The 23,682-nt window shown below is 69.8% G+C and carries 27 protein-coding genes; 11 read left to right on the top strand and 16 right to left on the bottom strand.

Annotated features, from left to right (window positions below):
* Positions 1 to 122 precede the first annotated feature (122 nt).
* Positions 123 to 863, bottom strand: coding sequence for a phosphotransferase (locus FB390_RS23715; RefSeq protein WP_141810932.1), 741 nt, complete (start codon positions 861 to 863; stop codon positions 123 to 125).
* Positions 773 to 1,516 carry a TetR/AcrR family transcriptional regulator gene (locus FB390_RS23710; RefSeq protein ID WP_141810931.1) on the bottom strand — a complete coding sequence of 248 codons (744 nt, stop codon included), beginning with the start codon at positions 1,514 to 1,516 and terminating at the stop codon, positions 773 to 775. The genes FB390_RS23715 and FB390_RS23710 overlap by 91 nt, the downstream gene beginning before the upstream one ends.
* Positions 1,517 to 1,609: 93 nt before the next feature.
* Between FB390_RS23710 and FB390_RS23705 the strand changes: the two genes are divergently transcribed.
* Both FB390_RS23705 and FB390_RS23700 read left to right on the top strand, forming a co-directional pair.
* Positions 1,610 to 2,569: an ATP-binding cassette domain-containing protein gene (locus FB390_RS23705; protein WP_141810930.1), complete on the top strand. Its 960-nt coding sequence runs from the start codon at positions 1,610 to 1,612 to the stop codon at positions 2,567 to 2,569.
* Positions 2,569 to 3,387 carry an ABC transporter permease gene (locus FB390_RS23700; RefSeq protein ID WP_141810929.1) on the top strand — a complete coding sequence of 273 codons (819 nt, stop codon included), beginning with the start codon at positions 2,569 to 2,571 and terminating at the stop codon, positions 3,385 to 3,387. Before FB390_RS23705 ends, FB390_RS23700 begins: the two co-directional genes overlap by 1 nt.
* A 52-nt stretch (positions 3,388 to 3,439) precedes the next feature.
* On the opposite strand, the gene FB390_RS23695 is transcribed toward FB390_RS23700, so the two are convergent.
* Positions 3,440 to 4,864, bottom strand: coding sequence for an MFS transporter (locus FB390_RS23695; protein ID WP_141810928.1), 1,425 nt, complete (start codon positions 4,862 to 4,864; stop codon positions 3,440 to 3,442).
* A 13-nt stretch (positions 4,865 to 4,877) separates the two neighbouring features.
* Positions 4,878 to 5,684, bottom strand: coding sequence for an acyl-CoA thioesterase (locus tag FB390_RS23690; protein ID WP_141810927.1), 807 nt, complete (start codon positions 5,682 to 5,684; stop codon positions 4,878 to 4,880).
* 53 nt (positions 5,685 to 5,737) lie between these two features.
* Between FB390_RS23690 and FB390_RS23685 the strand changes: the two genes are divergently transcribed.
* The 4 genes from FB390_RS23685 (at position 5,738) to FB390_RS23670 (ending at position 7,933) form a co-directional block, all read left to right on the top strand.
* Positions 5,738 to 6,247: a winged helix-turn-helix transcriptional regulator gene (locus tag FB390_RS23685; RefSeq protein WP_141810926.1), complete on the top strand. Its 510-nt coding sequence runs from the start codon at positions 5,738 to 5,740 to the stop codon at positions 6,245 to 6,247.
* A 9-nt stretch (positions 6,248 to 6,256) separates the two neighbouring features.
* On the top strand, positions 6,257 to 6,673 hold the full coding sequence (locus FB390_RS23680; RefSeq protein ID WP_221639353.1) for an NUDIX hydrolase: 417 nt from the start codon (positions 6,257 to 6,259) through the stop codon (positions 6,671 to 6,673).
* Between the two features lie 189 nt (positions 6,674 to 6,862).
* Positions 6,863 to 7,354, top strand: coding sequence for a hypothetical protein (locus FB390_RS23675; RefSeq protein ID WP_141810925.1), 492 nt, complete (start codon positions 6,863 to 6,865; stop codon positions 7,352 to 7,354).
* 81 nt (positions 7,355 to 7,435) lie between these two features.
* Entirely contained in the window at positions 7,436 to 7,933 is a 498-nt protein-coding gene (locus FB390_RS23670) for a hypothetical protein (protein WP_141810924.1), read from the top strand.
* A 9-nt stretch (positions 7,934 to 7,942) separates the two neighbouring features.
* Here the strand turns inward: FB390_RS23670 and FB390_RS23665 are convergent, their stop codons facing one another.
* Positions 7,943 to 8,182 (bottom strand): hypothetical protein, encoded by a 240-nt coding sequence (locus FB390_RS23665; protein ID WP_141810923.1) that lies wholly within the window; start codon positions 8,180 to 8,182, stop codon positions 7,943 to 7,945.
* Positions 8,183 to 8,525: 343 nt separating this feature from the next.
* Here FB390_RS23665 and FB390_RS23660 point away from each other — a divergent pair, with 343 nt between their 5' ends.
* Genes FB390_RS23660 through FB390_RS23650 form a run of 3 tightly spaced genes read left to right on the top strand, consistent with a single transcriptional unit; the run spans position 8,526 to position 11,444 of the window.
* Positions 8,526 to 10,559: a PEP/pyruvate-binding domain-containing protein gene (locus tag FB390_RS23660; protein ID WP_141810922.1), complete on the top strand. Its 2,034-nt coding sequence runs from the start codon at positions 8,526 to 8,528 to the stop codon at positions 10,557 to 10,559.
* A complete protein-coding gene (locus FB390_RS23655; RefSeq protein WP_141810921.1) occupies positions 10,556 to 11,074 on the top strand; it encodes a hypothetical protein in 519 nt (172 codons plus the stop codon). The genes FB390_RS23660 and FB390_RS23655 overlap by 4 nt, the downstream gene beginning before the upstream one ends.
* Positions 11,075 to 11,078: 4 nt before the next feature.
* Positions 11,079 to 11,444: a hypothetical protein gene (locus FB390_RS23650; protein WP_141810920.1), complete on the top strand. Its 366-nt coding sequence runs from the start codon at positions 11,079 to 11,081 to the stop codon at positions 11,442 to 11,444.
* 11 nt (positions 11,445 to 11,455) lie between these two features.
* Here the strand turns inward: FB390_RS23650 and FB390_RS23645 are convergent, their stop codons facing one another.
* The 4 genes from FB390_RS23645 to FB390_RS23630 are packed head-to-tail and all read right to left on the bottom strand — an operon-like array spanning position 11,456 to position 15,162.
* A complete protein-coding gene (locus FB390_RS23645; RefSeq protein WP_141810919.1) occupies positions 11,456 to 12,070 on the bottom strand; it encodes a GTP-binding protein in 615 nt (204 codons plus the stop codon).
* Positions 12,051 to 12,425, bottom strand: a complete 375-nt coding sequence (locus FB390_RS23640; RefSeq protein WP_141810918.1) for a DUF742 domain-containing protein — start codon at positions 12,423 to 12,425, stop codon at positions 12,051 to 12,053. The genes FB390_RS23645 and FB390_RS23640 overlap by 20 nt, the downstream gene beginning before the upstream one ends.
* The gene (locus FB390_RS23635) at positions 12,422 to 12,817 is read right to left on the bottom strand and encodes a roadblock/LC7 domain-containing protein (protein ID WP_141810917.1); all 396 of its coding nucleotides are present in this window, start codon (positions 12,815 to 12,817) and stop codon (positions 12,422 to 12,424) included. Before FB390_RS23635 ends, FB390_RS23640 begins: the two co-directional genes overlap by 4 nt.
* Positions 12,817 to 15,162 carry a sensor histidine kinase gene (locus FB390_RS23630; RefSeq protein WP_141810916.1) on the bottom strand — a complete coding sequence of 782 codons (2,346 nt, stop codon included), beginning with the start codon at positions 15,160 to 15,162 and terminating at the stop codon, positions 12,817 to 12,819. Before FB390_RS23630 ends, FB390_RS23635 begins: the two co-directional genes overlap by 1 nt.
* A gap of 262 nt (positions 15,163 to 15,424) precedes the next feature.
* Here FB390_RS23630 and FB390_RS23625 point away from each other — a divergent pair, with 262 nt between their 5' ends.
* Positions 15,425 to 16,978, top strand: a complete 1,554-nt coding sequence (locus tag FB390_RS23625; RefSeq protein ID WP_141810915.1) for a succinic semialdehyde dehydrogenase — start codon at positions 15,425 to 15,427, stop codon at positions 16,976 to 16,978.
* A 60-nt stretch (positions 16,979 to 17,038) separates the two neighbouring features.
* On the opposite strand, the gene FB390_RS23620 is transcribed toward FB390_RS23625, so the two are convergent.
* The 3 genes from FB390_RS23620 to FB390_RS23610 all read right to left on the bottom strand — a co-directional run bounded on the left by FB390_RS23620 (position 17,039) and on the right by FB390_RS23610 (position 20,286).
* The gene (locus FB390_RS23620) at positions 17,039 to 17,464 is read right to left on the bottom strand and encodes a DUF779 domain-containing protein (RefSeq protein WP_246124178.1); all 426 of its coding nucleotides are present in this window, start codon (positions 17,462 to 17,464) and stop codon (positions 17,039 to 17,041) included.
* A complete protein-coding gene (exaC, locus tag FB390_RS23615) occupies positions 17,464 to 18,981 on the bottom strand; it encodes an acetaldehyde dehydrogenase ExaC (RefSeq protein WP_141810914.1) in 1,518 nt (505 codons plus the stop codon). The genes FB390_RS23620 and exaC overlap by 1 nt, the downstream gene beginning before the upstream one ends.
* Positions 18,982 to 19,065: 84 nt before the next feature.
* Entirely contained in the window at positions 19,066 to 20,286 is a 1,221-nt protein-coding gene (locus FB390_RS23610; RefSeq protein ID WP_141810913.1) for a sigma-54-dependent transcriptional regulator family protein, read from the bottom strand.
* A gap of 119 nt (positions 20,287 to 20,405) precedes the next feature.
* On the opposite strand from FB390_RS23610, the gene FB390_RS23605 reads away from it, so the two are divergent.
* Positions 20,406 to 20,834, top strand: coding sequence for an MmcQ/YjbR family DNA-binding protein (locus FB390_RS23605; protein WP_141810912.1), 429 nt, complete (start codon positions 20,406 to 20,408; stop codon positions 20,832 to 20,834).
* Positions 20,835 to 20,963: 129 nt separating this feature from the next.
* On the opposite strand, the gene FB390_RS23600 is transcribed toward FB390_RS23605, so the two are convergent.
* From FB390_RS23600 to FB390_RS23585, 4 genes are all read right to left on the bottom strand, one after another.
* A complete protein-coding gene (locus tag FB390_RS23600) occupies positions 20,964 to 21,278 on the bottom strand; it encodes a hypothetical protein (RefSeq protein WP_141810911.1) in 315 nt (104 codons plus the stop codon).
* Between the two features lie 101 nt (positions 21,279 to 21,379).
* The gene (locus tag FB390_RS23595; RefSeq protein ID WP_141810910.1) at positions 21,380 to 22,522 is read right to left on the bottom strand and encodes an alkaline phosphatase family protein; all 1,143 of its coding nucleotides are present in this window, start codon (positions 22,520 to 22,522) and stop codon (positions 21,380 to 21,382) included.
* Between the two features lie 40 nt (positions 22,523 to 22,562).
* The gene (locus FB390_RS23590; RefSeq protein ID WP_141810909.1) at positions 22,563 to 22,877 is read right to left on the bottom strand and encodes a nuclear transport factor 2 family protein; all 315 of its coding nucleotides are present in this window, start codon (positions 22,875 to 22,877) and stop codon (positions 22,563 to 22,565) included.
* Positions 22,878 to 22,972: 95 nt separating this feature from the next.
* Positions 22,973 to 23,593 carry a TetR/AcrR family transcriptional regulator gene (locus tag FB390_RS23585; RefSeq protein ID WP_185757149.1) on the bottom strand — a complete coding sequence of 207 codons (621 nt, stop codon included), beginning with the start codon at positions 23,591 to 23,593 and terminating at the stop codon, positions 22,973 to 22,975.
* Between the last annotated feature and the right edge of the window lie 89 nt (positions 23,594 to 23,682).

Below are 23,682 nucleotides of genomic sequence, written 5' to 3'. Positions count from 1 at the left end.
GTACACCGCCACCCTGCTGGCCCAGCCGAACCTGTTCGCCGTGGTGCCCGGAAAGGTGGCCGTGGCCAACCCGCTCGGGCCGTGGCTGTGTAAGGGGTGCCTCGCAGAGCTGATTGATGCGGTCAGTTCGCCGCAAGTAGCCGCTCGAGCGTGGCGTAGCCTGCGGGCTCCCAGGTCGGTTTGCCCCCGGGCAAACCAAGCCTCCCCGCCTGTCCGATTCGGATCAGACCCAGGGCGCGCAGGACTGCCCAGCCACGAGCCCGGGTGATGGTCGCTTCGTCGGCCCGCCCATAGGCGTCGAAGAACCGGCTCGCAGCGCCGGCGGGCAACAGGATCCACGCGGCTGAAAGGTCGGTCGCGGGATCGCCCGCGCACATCTCGCCGAAATCGATTACGCCGGCGAGCATCCCGTCCCTGACGATCACGTTCGCCGGATGCAAGTCACCGTGCAGCCACAGCGGCGCGCCGTGCCATCCTTGCGCTGCTACGGCCTTCTCCCAGATCTCCCGCGCGCTGTCGGCGGTCGCATGGTCGGCGACGACCTCGAATCCGCTGTCGATCCCTTCCTGGAATCCCGCCAGAGGGATGCCGCGCATCGGGTTGGCGGGCGCGTCGGCGGGCGCCTGAACATGCAGCGCCGCAAGGAATTCCGCGAGCGTCTCGGCGGAATCGTCGCGGGTGACCGACGCGCGATCGGCCGGCTCACCCTCGACCCAGCGCGCGATCGTCCAGGTGTGCTCGAACAGTTCCGAAGGTTCGCCGAGACCACCGGCTACTTGCGCTTGGCCACGAACACTTCCAACCCATCGAGGATGCGTTGGAGGCCGAAGTCGAAGTGGTCGAAGGAGGAGTCGAAGGCCGATTCGGAGAGCGAGGCCATGACGGGGTAGTTGCCGGTGGCCATGGCCTTCTCGAGGGCGGGGGACTGGGCTTCCCAGAACTCGGCGTCGGTCATGCCCGTGGTGCGTTCGGCCTCCTCGGCGAACAGTTGGGTGCGGGCGACGCCCCAGACGTAGCCCGAGATCATCACCAGGACCGAGATCAGTTCGGGGTCGGCGAGGCCCATCGGTTTGATCCCGCCGACGAGGTGTTCCATGCCCGCGAGGGCGCCGGGGCCGAGGACCGGTCGAGTCTGGTTGACCTGGAGCAGCCAGGGATGGCGGCGGTACATCTCGAGCATCTCGTACGCGTACTGCCGCAACATCGCGCGCCAGCCGTCGGGCGGGACGGCCGTCTCCGGCGGTTGCTGCACCCGGTCGAGCATCAGGTCGAGCAGCTCGGCCTTGCCCGGCAAGTACCGATACAGCGACATCGTGCCGGTGCCCAATTCGGTGGCGACCCGCCGCATGGTGACCGCGGCCAGGCCTTCCGCATCGGCCACGCGTATCGCGGCCTCGACGATCCGATCCAGTGTCAGCGTGGGTTTGGGCCCGCGACTCGGCCGGTGGCCGGTGTCCCAGAGCAGGTCGAGTGTGCGCGCGAGGTCGCCGCTGCCGCTGGTCTCGGTGGTCGTCATGGCTTCAGATTAAACGCTTGGCGCAGAACTGGGTACGTTGTACCCTAATACGGGTACAACGTACCCAGTTAAGGGTTCGACAGGGAGGATGCGGTGAACGACTACGCGGTGCGGGCCGAGGGCTTGCGCAAGAGATACGGGGACAAGAACGCGCTCGACGGCTTCGAGCTGACCGTGCGACGCGGCACGGTGCACGGCCTGCTCGGCCCGAACGGCGCGGGCAAGACGACCGCCGTGCGGATCCTGTCCACCCTGATCCGGCTCGACGACGGCCACGCGACCGTGGCCGGACTCGACGTCGTGCGGCAAGCCAGGGAAGTCAGGGCGCGTATCGGGCTGACGGGCCAGTACGCAGCGGTCGACGAGGTGCTCACCGGACGGCAGAACCTCGAGATGTTCGGCAGGCTGTTCCATCTCGGCGGGCGCAGGGCCAAGCAGCGGGCCGACGAACTGCTGGAGCGTTTCGACCTCGTCGACGCCGCCGACCGCGGCGTCGGCAAGTACAGCGGCGGCATGCGCCGCAGGCTCGATCTGGCCGCCTCGATGATCCTGGCCCCGGACGTGCTGTTCCTGGACGAGCCGACCACCGGACTGGATCCGCGCAGCCGCGGCGAGGTGTGGGAGTCGGTGCGCGCGTTGGTCGCCGACGGCACCACCGTGCTGCTCACCACGCAATACCTCGAGGAGGCCGACCGGCTCGCCTCCCGGATCACGGTCATCGACCAGGGCCGCGCGATCGCCGACGACACCCCGGACGGTCTGAAGAACACCGTGGGCGGCGACCTGATCGAGGTGGTCGCCACGGAGGCGGCCGATCTGCCGCTGGTGGCCAAGGTGGTCGCCAGGGTCTGCACCGGCGAGCCCGACACCGACGACGCCGAGCGCCGGGTGTACGCGCCGGTGACCGACCGCGTCGCCGCGCTCACCGACGTGGCGCGCACGCTGCAGGACGAGGGCATCGCGGTCGAGGACATCGGCCTGCGCCGACCGAGCCTGGACGACGTGTTCCTGCAGCTGACCGGACACCGCACGACCGCCGAGGAGGCCGCCTGATGACCACCATCGATCTCGTGCGGACCCGCTCCCGCGCGTACTGGGCGCTCGCCGACTGCTGGAATGTGGTGCGCCGCGGACTGACTCACTACCAGCGCCAGCCGGTGAACATCGCATGGCAGCTCGGCTTCCCGATCCTGTCGGTGCTGCTCTACGGCTACGTCTTCGGCAGCGCCATGACGGTGCCCGGCGGCGGCGACTACCGGGACTTCCTGATGCCCGGCATGTTCGCGATGACGATGGCGTTCGGCTTCATCAACACCGCGACACTCGTCGTCTACGACGCCACCAAGGGGGTCATCGACCGATTCCGCTCCATGCCGATGGCGCCTTCGGCGGTGGTCTCCGGGCGCGGCGTCACCGATCTGATCGTCGCCTGCGCCGAGCTGACCATCCTGATGATCACCGCCTACGCGATCGGCTGGCGGCCCGACGGTGGAATCCTCGGCGCGGCGGCCTCGTTCGCGCTGTTGCTGTGGCTGCGATTCGCGCTGATCTGGGTCGGCGTCTGGCTCGGTCTGTTGGTGCCGAACCCGGAGGCGGCGGGCGGGCTGTTCGCCGTCGCGTTCCCGTTGACGATGATCTCCAGCATCTTCGTCGCCCCGCAGCTGATGCCGAGCTGGCTCGGGCACATCGCGGCGTGGAATCCGATCTCCTCGACCGTGGCCGCCACCCGCGAACTGTTCGGAACACCGGTGGGCAGCGGTGATTCGTGGATCGAACAGCACGCGGTGCTGATGGCGGTGGTGTGGCCGCTGGTGCTGACGGCGATCTTCCTGCCGCTCGCGGTGCACCGCTTCCAGCGGTTGAGCCGCTGAAAAATCGTTCGCTGCCCGGCATTGCGAGATCGTGCCGGGCAGCGAACGTTCGCTATGGCCGCGCTGTTTCGAGCACGGCTGCTTCCGGCACGGCGGGACGCGGCATCCTCGCACCGAGCCCGACGAGGCCCGCGGCGAGCGCCACCGCGGCCACGACGTACCACCCGCGGCGGAAGGCATCGAGAGTGGCGAGCGGGTCACCGGGGGAGCCGAGGACCGCGACCAGTACCGCGACGCCGACGGCCAGACCGATCTGGCGCGCCATGCTCAACACCGCCGACCCGGTGGCGAACCGTTGCGGCGGTATGCCGCTGGTGCCCGCCGCGAACGCGGTCGGCAGCGTCAGGCCGACTCCGAGACCGCTGACGATCATGCCGGGAAGCAGACCCGCGGGATAGTCCGGCGCGAGTTCGATCGCGCGCGCCCACCACACCATGCCCGCGGCGAAAGCCACACCGCCCGCGGCGATCACGGGGCCAGCGCCGACGCGCCCGATCAGCCTGCCCGCCAGGACGGCGACGATCGGCACCACCAGCGGCCCCGGCGCGATGGCGAGCCCGGTGCGCAGCGCCGACCACCCCCATACGTTCTGCGCCCACAGCACCACCGACAGCAGCATGCCCGCGAACGCCACCTGGAACAGCACCGAATTGGCCGCCATCAGTGCGAAATTCGGCGCCCGCAGCAAATCGGGGTCGACGATCGGACTGTGGTGGCGTGCCGAGGAGACGGCGAATCCGACACCGAACACCACCGCGGCGGCGAACGCGCCGAGCACCTGCGGCGACGCCCATCCCCAGTCCTCGCCCTTCACCAGCCCGAGCACAAGCGCGGCGATCGCACCGACCAGAGCGACCGCGCCGAACAGATCCGGCAGCGCGCCACCGTCACCGCGCGGATCGGGCAGCCTGCGCAGACCCGCGACGAGGGCGCCGAGACCGATCGGCACGTTCACCAGAAATACCCAGCGCCAATCTATTTCGACGAGCAACCCGCCGACGACCGGACCGAGCGCCGCGCCGAGCCCGCCGAACGCGACCCACAGGCGCACCGCCGTGGCCCGCCGCTCGGGCGGTGTCGCCGCGAGCACCAGGCCCAGCGACGCGGGCGTGAGCATGGCCGCGCCCACCGCCTGCAACACCCGAAAAGTCACCAGCGAGGCCACATTCCACGCGGCCGCGCACGCCGCGGAACCGAGCACGAACACGGCCAAGCCGAGCAGGAAGGTGGTCCGATTGCTGCCGCGGTCGCCCAGGCGTCCCGCGGGCACCAGCAGGGCCGCGAACACGATGGCGTAGGCGTTGAGCACCCAGGACAGTCCCGCGAGTTCGGCGCCGAACTCGCGCGCCATGTCCGGCAGCGCCACATTGACGATGAACAGGTCCAGGCTCGACAGCAAGACACCGACCGACACGATGCCGAGCACGAGCCGCGAATCGACCGCAGGCCGATCCGTCTCGGGCACAACGGTATTCACAAGTTCCTCCGTTTCAGCCGAGAACTCGGCGGGTTTGCCTGGCCGAGACCAGCAACCGCCCGGCCGCGTCCCAGATGTCGACGTCGTCCACCGACCAGCCGCCGCCGGTGCCGGTGTTCGCGGCGCGCACCAGCACCGGCTGCCCCGCGGGCGCGGTGAAGTCGGTGTGCAGGTGCATCGAGAAGGCGACCGTCGGGACGGCGATCGGAGCGGACAGCGTCGGGAAGATGCCGGGCGGCAGCGCGTCGGCCAGGATCGCCAGCGTGGCCGCGTCTGTGATCATCGGTGGGTTCAGCGCGATCCACGCGCACATCCACGCCTGCACGGCGCCGGTCAACGGCAGCGGGCCCGCGGCGGGCCGAATGTCGAAATGCGCTCCGACCGGGACGATTTCGGGCGGCAGCCGGAACGCGGCGCAGGCGTCGGCCGCGGCGACCTCGGGGGCGGGACGTTCGGTGCGGTCCGGTACCGAGCTCGGCGCGGTGCGGCCGAGCGTGATCGAGGCGGCGGCGACCTCGCCCGATTCCTGACGCGCGACCACGTCGACGATCGCGGTGCCGCGCCCGAGCGGCCGCGCGGTGGCCGAGAAGGCGAACGCGCCGTCGACGGGCCTGCCGAGGAAACGGAGATCGACGGCGCGCACCGGGAGCTCCTCGTCCGCTGCGCGCCGGGCCACATCCACCAGCAGCGCGGCGATCACGCCGCCGTGCGGGCCGGTCCAGCCACGCCATGTTCGATCCACCCGAGCCTGCCAGGCGCCGGGGCCGGTCGCGCCGAGTGCGAACTCCTCGGCCAGCGGGCGGTAAGTGAGTTGCTTCATGAAACGCACCATAGGGTAGTGAGTTCTTTGAAGCAACCGACTAGGCTGTCGGCATGCGCAGGACGAGCTTCGAGGACATGAACTGCTCGCTGGCCCAGTGCCTGGAGGTGGTGGGCGAATGGTGGACGCTGCTGATCGTGCGCGACGCCCTGTTCGGCGTGACCCGCTTCGACGACTTCCGCGCCAGGCTCGGCATCGCGCGCAATGTGCTGACCCAGCGCCTGGAACACCTGGTGGCGAACGGGATCCTGGAAAAGGTTCCGTACCAGGAGAATCCCCCTCGGTACGACTACCGGCTCACGCCGAAGGGGCGTTCGCTGTGGCTGGTCGTCACCGCGATGCGGCAATGGGGCGACGAATGGGCCGCTCCGGACGGCCCGCCGGTGGAATCGGTGCACACCACGTGCGGCCATCGGATGACGATCGAACCGGTGTGCTCGGAATGCGGCGAGCGCGTCCAGGGGCGTGAACTGCGGCCGGTGTACGGTCCCGGCGCCCGCGACAAGGATCTGATCCCGGCCGCGCTGGCACAGGACGCGGCCCGCAGTGCGCCGCCGCGATAGGCTGCGCGCGTGACGGACGCGCGGGTGGAGACGGTCATCGATACGGTCGCGTGGGTGCGGATCGAGGACGGTCGCATCCTCTGCGCGCGACCGCGCGGCAAGGACATCTTCTACATTCCCGGCGGCAAAAGGGAAGGCGCGGAGACGGATCTGCAGACGCTGGTGCGCGAGATCGAGGAGGAGCTCACCGTCGCGCTGGTGCCCGAAACCGTCCGGCACGTCGGCACTTACGAGGCGGCGGTGCACGGACCGGTCGACGGCGTGACCGTACGCATGAGCTGCTACACCGCCGACTATCGCGGCACGCTCACCGCCAGCAGCGAGATCGACGAGATGGCGTGGTTCGGTTACGCCGATCGCGATTCCGTGCCGCCGGTCGACCAGCTGCTCTTCGACGATCTCGCCGCGGCCGGCCTGCTGCGCTGAAGCCGGTCCGCTGTCTCGGGTCGACCTCTGTGCCGGGTCCAACCGCCGAGCCGAGACCGTGCCCGCTCTCACATCGCGGCGATCTATACGCCACCGTATTCGACGTCTAACCTCGTCATATACGGCACCGTATAAGACGGGCTGTGGGCGAAGGAGCCACGCATGCAGAAGCTGTCACGATCCGACGAGATGACCGGCCGCGACGCCGAGTTGCCCGTCTTTCAGCAGCATCGGATTCCCGAAGCGATCCTGGCGCTCGGCACGGTCGCCGATCCGGACTACATCGACCTGTTCACGCTCGTCACCGGCGATGCCGGGGACTGGTCGCCGGAACAGTGGGCGCGCGCGGCCTTCGGGGATGTCGCGAGCTTGCGAGCCCAGTTCATCTGGCGCGTCCTATTAGGCATGCGCCTCGCCCGGCGGCGATCGCCGGACCACGTGGCCGGTTGGCGGATCGCGGCACGGGGCGACAACTGGATCACGCTTGCCGCACCCTCCTGGATGCTCACCGGCAATCTGGTGATCCACATCGATGGCGAGCATATGTCGCTGGCCACGATCATCAATTACGACCGGCCGATCGCCGGGCGTATTTGGACCCGGTTGTCGGCCGTTCATCGGAGCCTGGCGCCCGGCCTCCTCCGGGACGCGCACGCGACGGTGCGCGCGAAGCGGCACTGACGCTCGACGGCTCGGCACGTCGGACATCCGGTCCCGGCGTGCGAATGGGCGGCGTCGTCTGCCCCGCGATACGGTCCCAGCATGAGGCCGGTTCGTTCGCTCGCCCGCTGGGCCGCCTACGCGGTGCTCGCGTTGCCGCTCGCCGTCGCGCCCGTCGCGGTTCGGATGCGCGTGCCGCGCAGGCGGCTGCGTGAGCCGATCCGTCGGCGCGGGATCACGCGCGTTCGGATCGTGGCGCACTCGGTGCTGAGCGCGGGCGTCGGCCTGCTGGCCTGGTTTCTGGTCTTTCTCGCGGTTGTCGCCTTGGTTCGAGGCCTCGGATATCCGCTGGTCGCGGCCGACGACTACGAAAATTCCTGGGGCGGGCCGACATTGGCGGGTGCGTGGGCGGTACACGCGGCGCTCGGCGTCGGGCTGCTTCCGGTCTGGCTCGCGGCGCTCGCCGGGCTCGGGGCGCTGCAACTGCGGCTGATTCGCCAGCTGTTCGAACGCGCCGGGCCGGCCTGGCCGGTCCCGGCAGCGCTCGTCCTCGCCATTGCGGGGGTGTTCTTCTTTCTGTCCTGGCTCAGCCAGGCGTGAACGACCCCGTCAGCAGAGCGGGTACTTCGAGCCCACGAACTGCCCCTTCAGCAGGCAGACGATGAGCTCGACGAACTCGCGGCCGTAAGTGGCCGAGCCGCTGGCCGATCCGGAATCCGCGACCGCCGCAGGAGCCGCGGGCGCGGGCGCGGCCTGAGCGGGCGCGGTGGCGAGTCCCGTCGAGGTGACCAGTGCGCCGGAGACGGCAACGGTGACCAGGGCTTTTCTGATGTTGGGAGACAGTGACATCGGGGTTTTTCCTTTCGGTTCGCGGCAAGTATCGAAGCAGCGAGCGGCACCCCGACAGCCCCGAACTGCCGGGGCGCTCGTTCCGGGGTCGCGACCGCGTTGCCGGTGAATAACGTTGTGCGCGCGGGACACTCGGCGCGGGCGCGGGATCGTACCGTGAACAGTAGGGGGCCGCCAGGCCGCAGGACAGTGAACTGTGCGACTCGCAAGACGAACGTCCATTCCTTGACAGGCGCGGGACTCCGGGGAAACACTGGGAATACGCCTAAGTGGAGTAACCATCTCCTCTTAGGTCCGACCGGTCGGCCCCGAAACAGCGTTGTTTTCCGTCGAAGGCGGTTCGATGACCATCACGACAACCACCACGAACCAGCCAGGCATCGTCGCCCTGCGCGATCCGCGAGCGCGCGACGCCGAGCTCACCGGCGCCAAGGCTGCGGCGCTCGCCACGGCGGCCGCGCACGGCCTGCCCGTGCTCGAGGGCTTCGTCCTGACCACGGCGTGGTCGCACCGCGGCGACCCGCCCGAGGCCGAATGGCGCGGCCTGTCCGGCGCGGGCGCGAAAGCCCTTGTGGTGCGGTCCTCTTCGGTCGCCGAGGACGGTGCGCACCAGTCCATGGCAGGGCTGTTCACCTCGGTGCTCGACGTGCGCGACTGGCAGGGATTCCAGGACGCCGTCGACGAGGTGCTCGCTTCGGGCCCGCCCGCCGACCTCGGCGCGGGCGCGGACGCCGCGATGGCGGTGCTCGTGCAGCCGTTCCTCGCGGCGGGCTGGGGCGGCGTCGTCTTCACCGCCGACCCGGTCACCGGACGCACCGACCGCATGATGATCACCGCCTCGCGCCGCGGACCCAGCGCGGTCGTCGGCGGCGCCGAGGGCGGATGGACCGCGACCGCGACCCGGCGCGGACGGGTCACCTCGGTCGCGACGCCCGAGGCGGATCCGCTGCCGATCAGCCTGCGGCGCAAGGTCTTTCGGCTGGCGCTGCGCGCCGAGCGGGTGTTCGGCGGTGCGCTGGACATCGAGTGGGCCATCGACGCGCGCGGCCGGGTGATCCTGCTCCAGGCCCGCCCGGTCACCGCCTTGCACGGCCCGGTGCGAGGCCCGGTCCTCGGACCAGGTCCGCTGGCCGAGACCTTTCCCGACCCGCTGCGCCCGCTCGAACAGGATCTGTGGCTGTCGCCCCTCGCGGACGGGCTGCGGGTCGCGATCGATCTGACCGGGGCGGCTCCGCCGCGCGCGCTGCACGAGTCACCGGTCGCCACCGCGGTGCGCGGAGTCGCGGTCGCCGATCTCGAACTGCTCGGTGTGACGCGCCCGCGCCGCACTCTCGCGCGGCTGCTCGATCCGCGGCCGGGGGCGCGGCGGCTCGGCGCGGCCATGCGGGTCGGCAGACTCGCCGCGGCGCTGCCCGAGCTGGCTCAGCAAACCTGCGAGCGTGTCGACACAGATCTGGCCGAGGTCCCGCCGCTCGCCGAACTCACCGACCTCGCGCTGCTCGCGGTGCTCGACAACGCTCGTACCGCGCTGACCGCGCTACACGGATACGAGGCGTTGGCCGGAATGCTCGGCGGGAAGGACGAATCCGCGCCCACCGCGGCCGAGATGGCGCTGTCGGCACTCGCCACCGCCCGCGCCACCGGTCTGCCCGTGGACCGGGTGATCGAGGAACTGCCCGTCGTACTGGCGCTGATCCCGCCGCGGATCGGTCCGCCGCCGCGAGTGCCCGAAGTCGGCGGTGACCCCCTACCCATCGGCGAAGGCGTGGGCGAGCTCGCGCTGGCCAGGGAGGCGTTGCGGCTGCGCGCCCGCTGGGTGCAGGAACTCGGGGCAAGGGCGGCGTGGGAACTCGGCGGCAGGCTCGTCGCGGCCGGATTGCTGGACGACCCCGGCACTTCGACACTCCTGTCGCTGGACGAACTGGGGGCTGCCGTGCGATACCGGCGGCTGCCGGACGACCTGGCCGACCGCACGGAACCGGACGATCTTCCGCTGCCCGCCGAATTCCGGCTCGCCACCGACGGTTTCCCGATCGCGGTGTCGAAGGGACGCGGCCGCACCGACCGCGGCATCGGGGCGGGCGGGGGCGTCGGCCGCGGCATGGTGCACATCGGCGAACATCCGCCCGCTGGCTCGGTCCTGGTCGTCCGCCATCTCGATCCGCGGCTCGCCGTGGTGGTGCCGCGGCTGTCCGGCCTGATCGCCGAAACCGGCAGCCCGCTCAGTCATCTGGCGATCCTGGCCCGCGAGCACGGCGTCCCGGTGGTGGTCGGCTACCCCGACGCCACCAGGCGACTGCCCGACGGCGCGGTGGTCCAGTTGGACGGGCGCAGTGGCGAAGTGCGGCCATCGATCAAAACGGAGGAACACCGATGACTCGGGATCGCGGTGCGCGCGGGCTCGGCGTGCTGCTCGCCGTCGGCACGCTGATCGCCACGGGCGCTTACGTCTTCGTCTACCTGTACCGGTGGGAGTGGAACCGCGCCATTCTGACCGCGGCGCTGTTCATCGCCGCCGAGATCGCGCTGGTCGCCATGCTGTTGACCAAACGCCTGCGTGATGTGCAGCGCGAACTCGGAGCGGCGGGGGACCGGGCGCGCACGGCGCGGATCGTACACGCGGCGACGCCCGCGCCGCGGGTCACTTTCGCCTGGCTCAGCAGACCCGATCGGCTCGGAGTGTTCGTTCCGGTGCTGCTGGCGGGCGGGGTGCTGCTGACCGGGGTGGCCTGGCTGGTGGAGCGGCTCGCCAAAGCCACCGCAGGCCCCGCCACCGAACGCCACATCGTGGACCGGCTGGACCGGCTGCACCTGCCGCCCAACGGTTTCCTCACCCCGCGCACGGACCGCCTGCGTCTGCTGCACGGCCCGCTGGTGCGATCGCGGCGGTGATCCGATGCGCCGGATCCTGCTGCTCGCCGCGGGCGCGGCGCTCGCCGTGACGGTACTGCTCGGCATGGCGCAGAAGATGAAGTTCGAAACCGATCGGGGAGCGGCGGCGAGCACACAGGTGGTGCGCTTCGACGCGCGGGCCAAGGACCACGGCGCGTCGGCCGACCCCGCACTTCGGTTGTGGGACAAGTGCGCCAGCCACGTCGACCACGTGCGCGTGGTCGCCGGGCCGGTGGCCGACGGCGACGCCTGGGCGGTGACGCTCGCCCCGGCGCTCGGCGAGCACACCGAACGCCGCCTCGTCGGCTGCCTGGAAGACCTCACCGTCGACGGTGTGCTCGGCCGCTACCTCGGCTCGCGGTCCGGCTAACCGACCACGGCTCAGGTGGTTACGTGCTCGCGGCCGGCCAGCTCGATGAGATGCTGCACCAGCGTCAGCAGCACGTTCTTGGCCGATTCGCGGTTGCGGGCGTCGCAGAGCATCACCGGGGTGTCCTGGTCGAGATCGAGTGCGTCGCGCACCTCGTCCTCGGTGTAGCGCGGCGCTCCGTCGAAGCAGTTCACTCCGACCATGAACGGCAGCCCGCGGCGTTCGAAGAAGTCCACGGCGGCAAAGGAATTGCCGAGGCGGCGGGTGTCGGCCAGCACCACCGCGCCGAGCGCGCCGCGGGACAGCTCGTCCCACAGGAACCAGAACCGGTCCTGTCCCGGCGTGCCGAACAGGTACAGCACCAGATCGCGGTCGATGGTGATGCGCCCGAAGTCCAGCGCCACGGTGGTGGTCGATTTGGACTCCACGCCGGAGAGATCGTCGACGCCGCTGCTGACTTCGGTGATGAGTTCCTCGGTGCGCAGCGGCGCGATCTCGCTGATCGACGACACCATCGTGGTCTTGCCGACGCCGAAGCCGCCGGCGATGAGGATCTTGACCGACGCGGCCAAGTGCTGGGCCCCGTCGGGATCGAGCCGGGCGGGGTCAAAGTTTTCTGATGCCATCCAGTACCGCTCGCAATATGTTGAGATCGCCGGGGCCAGCCTCCGGTTGCACTGGAGCCCGGAAGATCAGTTGTCCCTCGCCGATCAGGTCGCCGACGAGAATCTTGGTCACCGCAAGGGGAAGTTTCAAGTTGGCCGCCACCTCGGCCACCGATTGCGGATCACGGCACAGGCGCACGATTTCCGCGTATTCGGGCTCCGGCCTGCGCAATGTCGGCGCGGGCGAGGCGGTGACGACCACCGTCACGATGTCCAAATCGTGACCTGCGCCCATGGTGCGTCCACGGGTCAGCGCGTACGGCCGGATCAGTGGTCCGGCCGCGTCGTCGAACCACGGCTCACCCCGGCGCGTCATGGCAATCGGGCGGGGGTGGACAGATAGGAGCCGACACGCTGGACGGTCACGTTCATCTCGTAGGCCACCATGCCGAGATTCGCGCTCTCGGAGGCTTGCAGCGCGAGGCAGGCGTTATCGCCCGCGGAAGTCACGAAAAGCACGGCGCGGTCGAGTTCGATGACCGCTTGGCGCACGCCGCCGCCGTCGAACCGGCTGCCCGCGCTGCGCGCGAGTCCGTACAGGGTCGAGGACATGGCGGCGAAATGTTCGGCGTCGTCACGGGTCATCGCGGCGGAGCGGCCGAGCAGCAGTCCGTCGGTGGACAACACCACCGCGTGCCGCACACCGGCCAGCCGATCCACCAGATCGTCGAGCAGCCAGTTGAGATCACCGGGTTTGGGAGCGGTCACTACACGCCTTCCTGTTCGTCGGCGGGCTGCGCACGGCGACCCTGCCGGGTTCCATTCTCGATGGCGGACATCAGATCCCGGGCCTGTTCGGCGGAACGCTCACGTTCGGCGACGGGCTGCGGGGTCGACGGCTGCGCCAGTTGGGGCGCGAGATTGGTCTGTCGGTTGCGCTTGGGCAGCACCGGCCTGCCGTCGGCGGTGGTCGCGGGCGGGGCGGCCGGTGCGTTCGGACTCGGGTCCGTCGGTTGTGGTTCCGGTTCGGCGGGCGGGTCCATCGTGAGGACCGCGGCCGTCGGTTCGGGTGTACCGCTGGGTGTTTCGGCTCCGGGCGCCTCGATGAACGGCACCGGATGCCGGGGGCGTCGCGCCTGATCGGTGGCCGGGGTCTCCGGCGCGCTCGGCGCGGTCTCGGTGACCAGCAGCGTGGTCGGGATGAGCACGATGGCGCGGATGCCGCCGTAGTCGGATTCCGCGAGCCGCACCGTGACGCCGTGCCGCACACCCAGCTGCGCCACCACGAACAGCCCGAGGCGCGAATCCGCCGAGAGCGTGGCGACACCGAAGTCCGGTGGGTTGCGCAGCATCTCGTTCAACCGCTCCAGCTCCGCCTCGGGCATGCCCATGCCCTGGTCGCTGACCTCGACGACCACACCGCGGCCGACGACGTTGCCGAAGATCTCCACCCGCGACTGCGGCGGGGAGAACGCGGTGGCGTTGTCCAGCAGCTCGGCGACCAGGTGCACGAGGTCGGCGACCACTGTTCCCGGCACGCGCACGTCGGGCAGCCGCGACACCCGCACCCGCGCGTAGTCGAGCGTCTCGCCGACCGCCGAACGCACCAGATCCATCAGCGGGATCGGGTAGCGCCACTGCCTGCCCGGCTGACCGCCGCCGAGAATGATCAAGTTCTCGGCGTTGCGGCGCTCGCGGGTCGCCAGGTGGTCGAGCCGGAACAGCGTCTCCAGCATGGCCGGATCCTCCTGGCGCGCCTCGGCCTCGTCCAAGATCTCCAGCTGCCGGTGCACCACGATCTGACTGCGGTGGGCGATATTGAGGAAGACCGCCTTGACGCCTTCGCGGGTGCGGGCCTCGTCCACCGCCGCCGACACCGCGGCCGCGTGCGCGTGTTCGAAAGCCTGTGCCACTTCGCCGATCTCGTCGCGGCCGTAGTCCAGACGCGGCGTCTCCTCGGCGGGTTCGACCTGTTCGCCCGCGCGCAGCCTGCGCATCATGTCGGGCAGCCGGTCGTCGGCCAGCGCCAGCGTCTCGCCGCGCAACCGCTCGAGCCGCCGGATGATCCGATTGGCCATCAGCACCGCGACGACGATGGCCGCGATACTGACCAGCAGCACGCCACCGCCGCCGAAGAGCGAGGTGAGCGCGGAATCGGACGACTTCTCCTCGGCCAGCCGCTGGGTGTGCTTGTTCTGGGTGATCCACAGATCGAGCAGGCCGCGGTTGACCTGTGCGGCGGCGGCCTGCCAGTCCTGCGGGGCGAGCGGCAGCGGCGCGGCCTCGTCGCGGCTCGCGCCACCGGCGGCAGATTCGTCCTGGACGGGCGCGACGTAACGCCGCGCGACGGCGTTCTCCATCGCGGACAACCGCTGCCAGGCCTCGGAGCCGGTCAGCGCGGCGGCCGCCTCGCGCTGATCGGTGTCGATCTCGCTGGCGAGCAGCGCGATCTCGGTGTGGTAGAAGCCGATCTGGCGCAGGTACTCCTCGACCGGCAGCGGCAGGTCGCCGTTCGCGATGACCATCGCGACGGCCAGCGCGTGACCGCGCGACATGGCCTCGGCGGCGTAGAGCAACCGCATGCCCTCGGTGATCTCCACGCCGATCTCGGCGTCCGGCGCGGACTGCTGGGCGACCTGCGAGCCGACCGAGACGACATCGAGCAACCGGTTGTAGAAGCCGTACGCCTCGGCCATCGGCAGTTGGCGCGAATCCGTCTGCGCGCGAACGCCCGCCAGGTGCTGGGCGAGGGTGTTGAACCCGGCCAGGTCGTCACCGATCTTCGAGTCGTCCACGGCGCGGATGCCCGCGGAGGCCTCCAGCAACTTGCGCAGCGCGCCGTCGAGCCGCACCCGCGCCGCGGTGAGCGCAGGGCCGTTCGAATCGTCGCCCGCCAAGTGGGCCAGGGTGAGGTGGCGTTCTTGCTGCGTCGCCTCCATCAGTTCCCTGGTCGAGGGAATCGCGGCCTGCATCTGCGCCGCCCAGTCTTTCGCGGTGTTGCCCTGGTCGACCAGGTATCCCGCCGCGCCGCCGCCGATCACGAGCAGAGTCAGGCTCGGCAGGAGCGCGATCGCCAGTATCCGGCTCCGGACACCGAGCCTCGCTCTGAACATCCGCACAACGTAATTCAGCGAACTACACGGCTGTCATTCAGGTCCCGGTGAGCGGGACTCGATTTGACAATCCGAAGCGAAGCTGATCCACGACCCGACTCCGGCCGCGTGGCTGTCCGGCGTCTCGACTTGCTCGGCTCACCTGGAACTTCTCGCTGACGACGAGGCCGCGGTTCAGCAGGTCTTCCGACCGCGTGTATTAGAGGGGCGCGGCAGCGTAGATTGTGTGTATCCCGAAGTTACTCACAAGTAGGAGGCAAGGATGCCAGCGCCGGAAGCCGGAGTCTTCGACCGTCTGAGCGCGCTCGCCGCGATCGACGGCCCCGAGGCTCGCTCGCGCAAGACGATCGCCGAGACGTTCACCGGTAAACCGCTCGGCTCCGTGCCGGTCGGCACCGCCGAGGACGTGGCGTCGGCATTCGCCAAAGCGAGGTCCGCGCAGGCGCGCTGGGCCGCCCGCCCCGCCGCGGAGCGCTCCGCGGTATTCGATCGCTTCCGCGCGCTGCTCATCGAGAACCGCGAAGCCCTGATGGACGTCATCCAAGCCGAGACAGGCAAGGCGCGCTGGGCGGCCCAGGAAGAGATCATGGGCATGATGTTCGCGGCGCGCTACTTCGCCAAGGTCGCGCCCGGCCTGCTGGACTCGCGCAAGGTGCCCGGCGCCTTCCCGGTGCTGAACCGCGCCACGGTGCACGTCCACCCCAAGGGCGTCGTCGGCGTGATCGCGCCGTGGAACTACCCGATGGTGCTGTCCATCGGCGACTCGATCCCCGCGTTGCTCGCGGGCAACGCCGTGGTGGTCAAGCCCGACAGCCAGACGCCGTACTCCGCGCTGGCCGCCGCCGAACTGCTCTACCGCGCCGGGCTCCCGCGCGACCTGCTCGCCGTGGTGCCGGGCCCCGGCACCGAGGTCGGCACCGCCATCGTGGACAACTGCGACTACCTGATGTTCACCGGCTCATCGGCCACCGGCCGGGCCCTCGCCGAACAGTGCGGGCGCAGGCTCATCGGTTTCTCCGCCGAACTGGGCGGCAAGAACCCGATGATCGTCACCCGCGGCGCGAATCTGGACAAGGCCGCCAAGGCCGCCGTGCGCGCGTGCTTCTCCAACGCCGGGCAGCTGTGTATCTCGATCGAGCGGCTCTACGTCGAGAAGGCGGTCGCGGACGAGTTCACCGAGAAGTTCCTCGCCGCGGTGCGCGCCGCGAAACTGGGCGCCGCCTATGACAATTCGGCCGACATCGGCTCCCTCATCTCGGAGTCGCAGCTGGAGACCGTCTCCAAGCACGTCGCCGACGCCACCTCCAAGGGCGCCAAGGTGCTCGCGGGCGGCAAGGCGCGCCCCGACCTCGGGCCGCTGTTCTTCGAGCCAACCGTGCTGGCCGACGTCACCGACGAGATGGAGTGCGGCCGCAACGAGACCTTCGGCCCGCTGGTGTCGATCTACCCGGTCGACTCGGTCGAGGACGCCATCCGGTTGGCCAACGACACCGAGTACGGCCTCAACGCCAGCGTGTGGGCGGAGAGCAAGTCGGCGGGCGAGAAGATCGCGCAGCGACTGCACGCGGGCACCGTGTGCGTCGACGAAGGCTATGCACCGGCGTGGGGCACCACCGCGGCGCCGATGGGCGGTATGGGCATCTCCGGCGTCGGGCGCAGGCACGGCGCGGACGGCCTGCTGAAGTTCACCGAACCGCAGACCGTCGTGGTCACCCGGTTCATGAATCTGGATCCGCCGCCGTTCTTTTCGCAGGACATGTGGCAGCGCTTCTTGATGCTCGTCGCGCGCAGCCTGCGGTTCCTTCCCGGTCGCTGAGTTCGGGGCCTGGCCGGCTCGGTCTGCGGGCGAGCCGGCCAGGCGTCCCGTCGCCGGGCCTCAGGTGAGCCGTTCGGCTCCGGTGCGCGGCGGCGGACCGGCCGCCAGTGCTGCCGCTTCCTCGTCGGTCAGCAGGCGGGATCGGATCAGGAAACGCACGCCCTCCGGCGTCTCCAGGGAGAAGCCGGAGCCGCGTCCGGGCACCACGTCCACCGTGAGGTGCGTGTGTTTCCACAGCTGGAACTGATCGCCGCTCATCCAGAACTCGGTGTGCCATGGCAGCTGGCCGAGCAGCACGTCGGCGGCGCCGACCCGGAACTCGCGGGCCGGAAAGCACATGGGCGAGCTGCCGTCGCAGCATCCGCCGGACTGGTGGAACAGCACCGGCCCGTGGTGTTCGATCAACCGGCGCAACACCACTCGCGCCGCGTCGGTCATGTCGACGCGATGGATCCGGTTCGCCATCAGGGTTGTCCGATTCCGCATCAGAAGAATCCGAGCTTGGTAGGGGAGTAGCTCACCAGCAGGTTCTTGGTCTGCTGGTAGTGATCCAGCATCATCTTGTGGTTCTCCCTGCCGATGCCGGACTTCTTGTATCCGCCGAAGGCGGCGTGCGCGGGATAGGCGTGGTAGCAATTCGTCCACACCCGGCCCGCTTTGATGGCCCGGCCCATCCGGTAGGCGGTGGCGCCGTCCCTGGTCCACACGCCCGCGCCGAGGCCGTAGAGGGTGTCGTTGGCGATGCGGACCGCTTCGTCGACGGTGTCGAAACGGGTCACCGCCACCACGGGTCCGAAGATCTCCTCCTGGAAGACGCGCATGGTGTTGTCGCCCTCGAGGACGGTGGGCTGGATGTAGTATCCGCCGGGTAGTCCGTCCACCTTGCGCGCTTCGCCTCCGGTGAGCACGCGGGCGCCTTCCTGCCTGCCGATATCGATGTAGGACAGGATCTTCTCGTACTGGTCGTTGCTGGCCTGGGCGCCGATCATGGTCGTGTCGTCGAGCGGGTTGCCGCCCTTGATGGCCGCGGTTCGCTCCAGGCAGCGGGCCAGGAACTCGTCGTAGATGGACGAGTGGATCAGCGCGCGTGACGGGCAGGTGCACACCTCGCCCTGGTTCAGCGCGAACATCACGAAGCCCTCGACGGCCTTGTCCAGGAATTCGTCGTCGGCGGCCATGACGTCGGGCAGGAAGATGTTGGGGCTCTTGCCGCCCAGCTCGAGGGTCACCGGAATGATGTTCTCGCTCGCGTACTGCATGATGAGGCGCCCCGTGGTGGTCTCGCCGGTGAACGCGACCTTGGCCACCCGGGGGCTGGCGGCCAGCGGCTTGCCCGCCTCCACACCGAAACCGTTGACCACGTTGAGGACTCCGGGCGGCAGCAGGTCCGCGATCAGCTCCACCACGAGCAGGATCGAGGCGGGTGTCTGCTCGGCGGGCTTGAGCACCACGCAGTTGCCCGCGGCCAGCGCGGGGGCCAGCTTCCACGCCGCCATCAGGATCGGGAAGTTCCACGGAATGATCTGCCCGACCACGCCGAGCGGCTCGTAGAAGTGGTAGGCGACGGTGTCGGCGTCGATCTGGGCGATGCTGCCCTCCTGGGCCCGGATCGCGCCCGCGAAGTAGCGGAAGTGGTCCACCGCCAAAGGCAGGTCGGCGGCCAGAGTTTCGCGGACCGGTTTGCCGTTGTCCCACGTCTCGGCGACCGCGAGCGGCTCGAGGCTGTTCTCCAGGCGCTCGGCGATCTTGATGAGGATGTTCGCGCGCTCCGTCGGCGAGGTCGCCGCCCACGCCCCGGCGGCGTGGTGCGCGGCCTCCAGCGCCAGATCGATGTCGGCCGCGGTGGAACGGGCGACCGAGCAGAAGGTTTCGCCGTCGACGGGGGACGGATTGTCGAAGTACCGGCCCTCGATCGGGGCGGCCCAGTCGCCCCCGATGAAGTTGTCGTAGCGGGTGGCGTAACCGACTATCGCGGCGTCGGAACCCGGTTTGGCGTAGATCATCGCAGTCACTCCTCGCGCGAAATCCCTCGACGACGCTCCACTTTGGACGGTGAAGGTTGGCGCGAGGTTGGTGACCGCGTCGGATCAGTCGTGCAGTGCGTTGTGCAACCGGGCAGTGACCACCGCGCGGCGCACGTCGTCGGCGGGCAGCAACCGCAACGCGTGCTCGTGCACGGCGATGTCGCCCGCCGCGCGCTCGCCGAAGGCGATGGCATGCTCGGGACGGTCACTGGCCAGGACCGCCGTGCGAATGCCGACATCGAGATAGTCGCGCCATTCGACGACGCCCGGGGTGTCGGAACCGGGGAGCAACGGACCGCGGTACTGCCACACCGCACCCGACGTATCGCCCGCGGTGATCGCGGCGAGCAAGTCGACCGCGTCGCAGGACAGCGGGCCGGTCAGCGTGTAGTGGCGATTCGCGATCTCACCGCCGGTGGCCCGGCGCAGATGCGAGACATCGGCTTTCAAGGTGCTCGTCGAGACCGGACGGTCGCCGTAGACCGCCGCGTGCAACTGCTCGGGCGTGTAGCCCTCCGGCTCCAGCGCGAGCAGCGCGAGGATCTCCAGCTGACGCGGCGGCAGCGGCACCGGCCTGCCGTCGCGCGACAAGCGTGCGGTGCCTAGACATTCGAGCCGCACCCCCGCGGCAGGCGGCGGCGCGCTCGTGCGCAGCACCGTCTCCACCGCTGTCACCACAGACCGCACCGACGCCATGGCCATCGGATGCGACCGGCTCCAGACGCTGGACAGGTCCAGCACCCCGAGCTGCCTGCCGTCCGGCGCGTGGATCGGCGCGGAGTAACAGACCCAGCCGTGCAGCGCGGCGACGAGATGCTCGGCGGAGAACACGGTGACGGGGCGGTCGTCGTGCAGCGCGAGGGACAACCCGTTGGTACCCATATGGCTTTCGTCCCAGCAGCCGCCCGGCGCGAAGTTCACGTCCTCGGCCTGGCGGCGCAGCCTGCGATCACCGCCGGACCACAGGACGGTGCCCGCCGCGTCGCTGACCACCGCGAGGTATTTCGCGTCCTCGGCGATGCTGCGCATCTGGCCCGCCAGCTCGGTGACCGGCCCGCGCAGCGGGGATGCCGCCCATCGGTCCTCGATCCGGTCGAGCCCGGGCGCCACGGTGCGGGCGGGATCGACGGTGTGCAGCGAACGCTGCCAGGACCGTGCCACATCGTCGCGTAGGACGCTGGACTCGGTAGGGACGCGCCCGCGGGAACCGGCGGTAGATGCCCACCGGGTCCACTCCTTCTCCAGTTCTGCCCGCTGCCGGGTGAGAGTGCGCGACAGTGTCACCTCGGAAACCCTTGTCGTCGAGTGAAGTCGCCTCTTCGTGCTCTCATCATGGCGGACGCGGAACCGCGACGCGCCGGTTTCGCGGCGGGTATACGAGCGTGGCGATTAGGTTTTGGATCATGCGCAAACGAGAGCGACCCGCCCGGCTCGCCGACGTACACGCCGTCGCGCGCGGAATGCCGCACGTGACCAATGCGGCTGGCCCGCTCGGCAATGCGATCTACCAGGTCGGCGGGAAGTCGTTCGTGTTCTTCCGCAATCCGCGGCCGGACGCCGTGGACCCGAAGACCGGCGAACGCTACCCGGACGTGATCGTCATCTGGGTGCCGTCGGAGTCGGACAAGCAAGCGCTGGTGCAGGATCCGGATTCACCGTTCTTCACGACACCGCACTTCGACGGGCACCCCTCGGTCCTGGTGCGCGCGTGCCACCTGCACGAGATCACCGTCGGCGAGCTGACCGAGATCATCCAGGACGCCTGGCTTTCCCGCGCCTCCCGCAAGCGCGCCGCGGATTGGTTGGCCGCCCATCCGGCCGCCGGGCACTGAGCGCCGCACGACGATCAGCGCTCTCGACGGGCGGCGGCGCGCGCGGCAGCCCGAGCCGGCGCTTGCTGGACGGTGTGTCTGGTGGGGCCGACCGGCGGTCACACCGCGCGACTGTGCCTCACGGGCACCTCACTTGTTGAGGAAGATGCCCGCCACGTCGGCGTTCTTGATGGGCGTCTCCGCGTTGCGCTGGCCCGCGCAGAGCAGGTCGACGGAGATGATGGTGGCGTCGACGGCGGTGCCCGCCGGTTCGCGCTCGTCACCGGTCTGCTGCTTGACGAACTTGGTGATCGTCATGCGCTTGGTGTCGGCGTCCTGCTTGACATACTCGCTGCACGGTGTGTCGCCGCCCTTGTTGAGCGCGCGCTCGATGTCGGTGCATCCGGCCAGCAGCAGCGCGGCGGCCGCCGCGCCGAGAACGGTCCGGGTCACGGTGGCCTTCATCTGCTCCTCCTGGTCGCCTGGTCGAGCGGATGGGCCGCCGCGATCGGTATCGAGGGTAAGCGGACCGGATCCGGGCGTGCCGAGGCGGTCCGGTGTGTCGATCAGGCCAGGCAGGTGCGCAGCGGCACGTTCAACTCGGCCGAGGTCAGCGACCCGTGGTGGCCGAGCATGGCCGATTGCAGCGGTTCGGCGCCGGTGCGGATGACGCCGCGCGGTCCGCGCGCCGCGACGACGAGATCGCCGATCCGCTCGACCACCGACGACCCCACCGTCGGACCGAACCAGCCGCGTTCGATCACCTCGGCGCGCGGCAGCACCGCGAAATCGGCGCCGAGCGTCTCCCGCCACGCCGCCGCGACATCGTCCACCGCGCCGTCGACGGTGTAGACGTGCCGGGCTCGTGGCTCGCCGCCGAGCCGGTCGACGCCGGTGCGCAAGGCCTCGACCGCGTCGAAGTCCACCGTTCCGGTCAGCTCCACCATGCCATGATCGGCGGTCACCAACAGTGCCGCGCCGGGCGGCAAGTTCTCGGCGATCGTGGCGGCCAGGCGGTCGACGTGCGCCAGTTCCAGCCGCCAGGCGTCCGAGGACGGACCGCGCACATGACCGGTGGTGTCCAGGTCGCCGTGATAGGCGTAGACGAGCGAGCGATCGCCCGCGCGCAACGCGGTGGACACGCCGTCGACCAGATCGCCGAACGACAGGCTCGGACGGAAATCGCAGCCGCGCAGCACGGCCCTGGTCAGCCCGGAGCCCGCCTGGTACATCGGGGCGACCTGCGAGACGCTGATCCCGGCGCGGCCGGCGCGCTCGAATACCGTTGCGGCGGGCTGGAACTGCTCCGGCACGAGTTCGCGAAGCAGGTCGACCTTCGGGCCCTCGCCGTGCAGGCGCCAGCGCAGCGCGTTGACCAACCGGTCGTAGCCGGGCACGTTGATCAGATAGCCGACGATGCCGTGCTCGCCCGGCGGCACACCGACACCGAGCGAGCTCAGGCTGGTCGCGGTCGTGCTCGGGAATCCCACCGACAGCTGGCCGGGCGCGAGGCTCGATAGGAAGGGCGCCTCCTGCTGGTGCGCGGCGAGCGCTTCCGCGCCGAGTCCGTCCACGAGCAGGACGCAGATCCGGCGAGCGGACAGGCCGAGGCCGAGCCGATCGGTTTCGCCGGGGACGCCGAGGCAGGCGAGGACGGAGGGGAACAGGTCGGCAAGGGAACCCGAGCCGTAGGGAGGCGCGTCGAACACGAGGTCAGAATGTCAAGATCGGCGCGGCCACGGCAAGGGGTCAGGCCTGTCCGGTCTCGAATCGGCTGATCTTGCCGTCGCGCACGATGAAACGCCACGCTGTGCGCATCGATCCCCAGCGCGAATTCGTGTAGTCGGCGAGCAGTTCCACGCCGCCGTCGGTCACCGATTCGATTTGCATCCGGCCGTTGCTCGCGAAGATCTCCGCATCGGTCCACTGCGCGACATCGCGCTCCACGCCGTCGTCGGACATGGTCGCGTCCTCGGTGAGCACCGCGCGGAAGCGGTCGGGGTCGTTGGCATTGAGCGCGTCCACGAACTCCTGGACGACGGGGTCGAGCTGCTGTGCGGACATCCGGTCATCCCTCTCGGCTCACGGTAATCGGGTTGAGCAGTGACGGAACAGCAAACATCTGGCGCCCACTCTAGGGCAGAAACCGCCGTACCGGGTCAAGGCCCGGGCGCGAGAAACGAAGACACGGTGCGCAGCACTTCTTCGACCAGTTCGGGGGCGGTCGTGCCGAGCTGGGTGCTCCGTTTCTCCAGCTGACCGTCCAGCCACAGCGAGGCGAGGCCGTGGCCGATGCCCCACCAGGTGATGCCGAGGATGTCGGCCTTGTCGGCGGGCAGCAGACCGGCCGCAACGCAGTCGCCGATGGCATCGGCGAGGACCGCGAACGCGGCATCGCCCGCGGCGACGGCGTCGGGGTGCTTCTCCGGCTGGGAGAGCTCCGGCCGGAACATCAGGCGGAAGTACGCGGGTTGCTCGCGCGAGAAGCGGACGTAGGCGACCGTCAGCGCGCCGAGGGCGTCCAGCGGTGAGCCGGTCGCGGCCGCCCGAGCGGCGGTGAGTTCGGCGGCGAGCAACTCGAATCCCTTGGTGGACAAGGTCGCGAGCAGCGCGGCTCGATCGGCGAAGTGGTGGTACGGCGCGCCGGTGCTGACGCCCGCCTCCCTGGCCACGCGGCGCAGGCTCACCGCCGCGATGCCCTCGGTTTCGATCAGGCGCAGGCACGCGGCGATCAGCTCATCACGCAGTGCGCCGTGGTGGTAACTGGTCCGCTTCACCATCCGAGCGTATGCGACGGGGGCTGGACAACCTATCTATGCGGTGCTTAGATTATCTGAGCGGCGCTTAGATTCCGGCCGTTCTCCCTCTT

The sequence above is a fragment of the Nocardia bhagyanarayanae genome, from assembly GCF_006716565.1.
Classification (GTDB): Bacteria; Actinomycetota; Actinomycetes; order Mycobacteriales; family Mycobacteriaceae; genus Nocardia; species Nocardia bhagyanarayanae.
This window is presented reverse-complemented; position numbering and strand designations above follow the sequence as displayed.